Source organism: Pedococcus sp., assembly GCF_036554925.1.
Lineage (GTDB): Bacteria > Actinomycetota > Actinomycetes > Actinomycetales > Dermatophilaceae > Pedococcus_A.
In genome coordinates, this window is record NZ_DATBMI010000167.1 from 1 (window position 1) to 4,438 (window position 4,438).

Annotated in this window: 4 protein-coding genes; all 4 read left to right on the forward strand. The window is 75.6% G+C overall.

The annotated features are described in order from the left end of the window. On the forward strand, positions 1-698 hold a 698-nt coding region (locus VIB11_RS13210; protein ID WP_332031696.1), incomplete at its 5' end, for a hypothetical protein. Positions 699-825: 127 nt separating this feature from the next. After that, positions 826-1,722: a GNAT family N-acetyltransferase gene (locus VIB11_RS13215; protein WP_332031697.1), complete on the forward strand. Its 897-nt coding sequence runs from the start codon at positions 826-828 to the stop codon at positions 1,720-1,722. A 117-nt stretch (positions 1,723-1,839) separates the two neighbouring features. Further along, positions 1,840-3,015 (forward strand): winged helix DNA-binding domain-containing protein, encoded by a 1,176-nt coding sequence (locus VIB11_RS13220; protein ID WP_332031698.1) that lies wholly within the window; start codon positions 1,840-1,842, stop codon positions 3,013-3,015. A 213-nt stretch (positions 3,016-3,228) separates the two neighbouring features. Next, a partial coding sequence (locus tag VIB11_RS13225) for a hypothetical protein (protein ID WP_332031699.1) occupies positions 3,229-4,438 on the forward strand: 1,210 nt, incomplete at its 3' end.

Below are 4,438 nucleotides of genomic sequence, written 5' to 3' on the forward strand. Positions count from 1 at the left end.
GGCTGCGGACCCGGGTCGGCCTGCTCGAGGTGACCAGCGTCGAGCAGGTGGCGGTCTCGCGGATCACCGCGGCCGAGGCGCGACGAGCCGGAGCGGCGTCGGTCGCCGAGCTGCGCCGCATGCTCGAGGCGAAGGCCGACCGGCCGGTCTGGCGGGTGGGGCTGCGGTACGCGGGCGCCGACCCGCGCGAGGAGCTGCGGGCCGCGGTGCCGGACGCGGAGGAGGTGGCGACGATCCGAGGGCGCCTGGACCGGCTCGACGCGTCGTCGTCGATCGGGCCCTGGACCCGGGCCACCCTGGCGGTCATCGACCGCTCCCCCACCGTCCGGGCGCCCGAGCTGGCTGCCGAGCTCGGCCGCGACACCCCGTCGTTCAAGCGTGACGTGCGCAAGCTCAAGGAGCTGGGGCTCACCGAGTCGCTCGACATCGGCTACCGGCTCTCACCCCGAGGGGCCGCCGTGCTGGACGCGGAGGCCGGGACACCGCGCACCGACCGACGGGCCGCGCCCGAGGGGACGCCGCTCCCGCGCATCGGGGCCCCGGCCACCCGGGCGCTGCGGGCCGAGGGCATCTGGACGCTGGAGCAGGTGCGCGAGCTCACCGAGGAGCAGCTGGTGGCCCTACACGGCGTGGGACCCGTCGCTGTCCGCTTCCTCGGGGAGGCCCTGGCGGAGCGGGGCTGGACGTTCTCCGACTGAGTCCGGTGCAGCCATCGCCTTCGCGCTGCGGGCGGGCAGCAGGGTGACCCCACCCCCAAGGCGGTCGTCGCCCGGCGGACCGCGAAAACCGGGTGCACCGCCCCGCCCGACCCGGCACGATGCGCCCATGAGCCTTCCCGCCGAGTTGACCAGCCGCGCCCTCGTGCCCACCGACGCCCAGGCCGTCTTCGAGGTCGTCGCCGCCGCCGAGGAGCACGAGCTCGGCGAGGCCGCCATCGACCTCGAGGACATCGAGGGCGACTGGCAGCGGCCGAGCTTCGACCTCGCGACCGAGAGCATCGGCGTCTTCGAGGGCGAGCGCCTGGTGGGGACCGCCGAGGTGTTCCGGGGTCGGCGCGCCGAGGCCGCGGTGCACCCCTCCGCCCACGGCCGCGGCATCGGCACCTGGCTCGCCGCGTGGACCGAGCACACCGCCCGCGAGCGCGGCGGCACCCTGGTCGGCCAGAGCGTTCCCGACGGCAGCGGTGGCGAGCGCCTGCTGAAGGCCCGTGGCTACCGCTGCCTGTGGAACTCGTGGGTGCTGGAGGTGCCCGCCGACGCGACGATCACGCCGCAGCCCCTTCCGGAGGGATACCTCCTTCGGGACTTCACGCCGCAGGCCGACGACCACACCGCGTACACCCTCATCGAGGACGCGTTCGGCGAGTGGCCGGACCGCACCCCCAGCACCTTCGACGACTGGGCGGCCCGCGCCGTCAACCGGCCGGGCTTCGAGCCCTGGCAGATCCGGCTGGCCCAGGACCCGGACGGCCACGCGGTCGGCATCGCCTACACGATCCTCTCCGGCGACTGCGGCTACGTCGACCAGCTGGCGGTGCGACGCGACCAGCGCGGCCGCGGGATCGCCCGGGCCCTGCTCGTCGACGCGTTCGAGCGGGCCCGGGCGCGCGGCGCCTCGCGCAGCGAGCTGGCCACCGACTCGCGGACCGGGGCGCTGCCCCTGTACCAGCACGTCGGGATGGTCGTGACCCAGAACTGGGCGCACTGGGTCACCGACGTCTGATGGCGACGGCGGTCGTGGCCACGCGCTCCTGGTGTCTCCCCTCGTGATGTCCGCCGCGTACCGTCCGCCGCGTGATGTCCGCCCCGTGTGTCGGCCCGTCGTGCTTGGATGACCGGCGTGCGCAGTGTCCCGGTGGGCGAGCGCCGGGCCCGGCTGGCCCGGCGGCAGCGGCTCGCTCCGGGCCACCGTGCGGCCGACGCCATCGAGGCGGCGCGATCCGTGGTGGGGCTGCACGCCACGACGCCGTCCACCGTCTACCTCGCAGCCTGGGCCCGCGTCGACGGCTTCGACCGCGAGGCGATGGACGCAGCGCTCTACCGCGACCGCACCCTCGTCAAGCACATGGCGATGCGGCGCACCCTGTTCGTCTTCCCCCTCGACGTGCTGCCCGCGGTCCAGGCGGGCGCGAGCGCGCGCGTGGCTGCCGCCGAGAGCAGCCGCCTGGTGCGCGAGCTCGAGCGTGCCGGGGTCAAGGACGACCCGGCGGCGTGGCTCGAGGAGGCCCGTGCGGCCGTCCTCGCGGCGCTGCGTGACGGACGAGAGCTGAGCTCGACCCAGCTGCGCCAGGAGCTGCCGGTGCTCGAGGGCGGCATACCCTTTGGCGCGGGCCGGAGCTGGGCGGGCACCGCCCCGCTCGCCCCGCGCGTGCTGACGATCCTGGCGGCGGAGGGCCGGGTCGTGAGGGCCGACAACGACGGCGCCTGGACCGTCTCCCGCCCGCTCTGGGCGACCACCGAGAGCTGGCTGGGGCGCCCGATCACTCCCCTGCAGCAGCAGGAGGGGGTGACCGTTCTCGTGCGTCGCTGGCTGCACGCGTTCGGCCCCGGCACGGTGGAGGACCTCACCTGGTGGCTCGGTGGCACCAAGGCCTCGGTGCGCCAGGCGCTGCACGACCTCGGCGCCGTCGAGGTCGGCCTCGACGGGCGCACGGGGCACCTGCTGCCCGACGACGTCGAGCCGGTCGAGGCGGTCGAGCCGTGGGGAGCGCTGCTGCCCGAGCTCGACCCGACGACCATGGGGTGGAAGGAGCGCGACTGGTACCTCGGCGACCACCGCGCCCAGATCTTCGACAGTGCCGGCAACGGCGGGGCCACGGCGTGGTGGGACGGGCGAATCGTCGGCGGCTGGACCCAGGACGACGACGGCGTGGTCGTCCTCGTCCTGCTCGAGGACGTCGGGAGCGACGCGGAGGCGGCGCTCCGCTCCGAGGCCGACCGGCTGACCACGTGGCTGGAGGGGACCCGCGTCGTGGGCCGCTTCCCGTCGCCTCTGTCGAGGGCGACCGCCCGCTGACCGCGTCCGCTCGTCCCCCCCGTCGCCATCGGGCCCGGCGCTCGACGCCACCGACGGTCGACCACCCGACGCCCACGGACTTCGGCCAGTCGCCGGGTCATGGACTCGGTGTGCCCCGCGCGTCATGCACAGGCGGGGTCCGACCGTCGCCATCGTCCACAGGTCGGCAGCGGGTCACACCGCGTGTCACAAGGCACACGTAGGATCGAACACATGTTCGATACTCTGGCTGCGACTCGACCAGCCTCCGCCTCGCCGCCGCCCACCCGGGGCTCCGGTGGCGGGGCGGCGGTGCGTCGCGCGCGGCCGCGGCTCGGCCGTGGTGGGGCCACGGCGGCGCAGGTCGAGCGAGCCGACGTGGGCACCCTGGCCGCCGAGGTTATGCGCCTGTCCCAGGTCGAGATCGGCAGGCTCGGGCGCGACGAGGCCGAGGCCGTCGTCGTGGCCACGGAGCGCGTGATCGCCGCGCTGCAGGCGCGCCAGACCCTGGCCATGGAGACGCTCGCGTCCCGCGTCGAAGACGACCTCGGCACCACCCACGCCGACCCACACGGCGTGGTCGCCTCGATGCTCGCGCCGGCGCTCCACTGTGCGACCCGCACCGTCCGGCGCCGCCTCGTCGCCGACCGGCGCCTGCTGGCGTCCGCCGAGTCGAGCTTCCAGGGTCTCTGGGACGGCGACCTCGAGCGGCACCGAGCCGACACCGTGGCCGAGGTCGCCCAGTCCCTCGACCCGGCCCTGTGGAGCCGCTTCGAGGCCCTCCTGCTCGAGACCGCCGTCGACCGGGTCACCGGTGAGGTCGCCCTCGTCTCGGACGCCGTGTGGCGCCTGAGCCGCAGCCAGCTGGCGCGCCGTGCCCGCGCCATCGCCCGAAGCCTCGACCCGGAGTCCGAGGAGCGGGCACTGCGCGAGGCGCGCGCTCACCGCCGGGTCGTGGTCGGGCCGGATCGCCACGCGCCCGGCCTGGCCCGGTGGCAGGTCCACCTGCCGACCGACGTGAGCACCGAGGTGTATGCCGCAGTCGACGCCCTCGCGTCGTCCTACGCCCGTTCGCGGCCGGGCACCGCGATGGACGCCCACCGCGCTGACGCGCTCGCCGACCTCGTGCGCGGCAACGCGGAGGTCCGCACCGTCGTGGAGCTGGTGGTGCCGGTCCTCCCCGGGGCGATCCCGCCTCGCGGTCCCTCCGCCCAACCGACGGTCGACACAGCGCTCGGGGCGCCCGTCGAGATCACGTCGGCCTCGCGCGCCGGCCGTGCGGTGACCTGGGTCCTCCCGGGCGGGGTCGAGCTGCCCCGGCACGGAGTGCTGGCCCCCGAGGCGGTCAGCGAGGTGCTCAGCCGGCCCGACACGCTCCTGCGCCTGGCCCGGCTGGACCCTGACGGCTCGATCGTCCAGGACCCAGCCCACTACCGGCCGAGCG

What these genes read in the sequence shown, in the direction of transcription:
- VIB11_RS13215 (WP_332031697.1), top strand. Translation starts at nt 826, where the DNA reads ATGAGCCTTCCCGCCGAGTTGACCAGCCGCGCCCTCGTGCCCACCGAC.